The sequence below is a fragment of the Arthrobacter sp. 9V genome (genome assembly GCF_902506065.1).
Lineage (GTDB): Bacteria > Actinomycetota > Actinomycetes > Actinomycetales > Micrococcaceae > Arthrobacter.
Window position 1 is genome coordinate 1 of sequence record NZ_LR732986.1, and the last position, 1,031, is coordinate 1,031.

Here is a 1,031-nt window from a genome sequence, read left to right on the forward strand (position 1 = left end):
CCCCGACCGGGAGGCCCGTCCCGCGCCCGCGACGACGGCTGAGGTCGTCCGCGTGGCCGGGTTCCCGGACCCGCTGCCGCGGCTGGACCACGACGTCACGGTGCTCGTGACGACCCGCTCGGACCGGCACGCCGAGGTCGCCCGGCTGGTGTCGGTCGCCCACGATGCCTTCGGTCGTGGCGCTGACGTCCGGGCCGTGAGCTACGTCGCCGATGCGTCGCCGGTCGACCCGTTCGGGCGTCGCCTGCCGTGGGTGCGGACCGTGCCCGTGGACGGCCTGGGGTCCGCGATCAACGCCGGCCTCGCCGCCGGGGTCGGACGGGTCCTCCTGCTGGTCGACACCTCGGTGACGATCGATGCCGGCGGTCTCCTGGCACTCGCCGAGACCGGAGTCCACCGCCTGGTGCAGGCCTCGGTGCGCACGGCGGACGGTTCGGCGAGGAACGGTGCACTGCTCATCCGTCCCGGCGCACTCCCGTGGTCGGACGACCGTCCGTTCGGCACGGGGGACTCGGTGTTCGGTGCCGATCAGCCCGTGCTCGCTGTGCCCCGGGCCGCGATCGTCCCTGTGCCCGTGCTCACGGACGAGCCGACGACGCTCGTCGGGTGGACGCACGCGTGCGCTGTGCGCCAGCGACCGCAGTCGGGTCCCACGATCCTGGTGGAGGACGTCGGTGAGACCGTCCGACTCACTGAACCCGGGCGGACGATCGACGCCGCCACCGTGGACGCGTTCTCGGCCTGGCGGGATGCGAGACGGGACTCGGTCGACGGCCGGGGTGCTGCAGTCTCCGCCGGGCCGCCGTTGCCACCGTGGGGGGCGCGCCCGGTGACCCCGGTCCGTCAGACGCCTCGTCGCGCCAGCGATACGCTCGCCTGGTCGCTGAAGATCGCCGCGCCTGCCGGGCCGGAGGGCGACGGGTGGGGCGACGTGCACTTCGCCGCCGAGCTGGCCGGTGCCCTCGAACGGCTCGGGCAGCGCGTCCGGATCGACCGGCGGGACGCCCACGTGCGCGACGACGATGCTGCGG

General features: G+C 74.9%; 1 protein-coding gene. It reads left to right on the top strand.

Annotated features, from left to right (window positions below):
• Positions 1-52: 52 nt before the first annotated feature.
• A partial coding sequence (locus tag BACI9J_RS23065) for a hypothetical protein (protein ID WP_236558892.1) occupies positions 53-1,031 on the top strand: 979 nt, incomplete at its 3' end.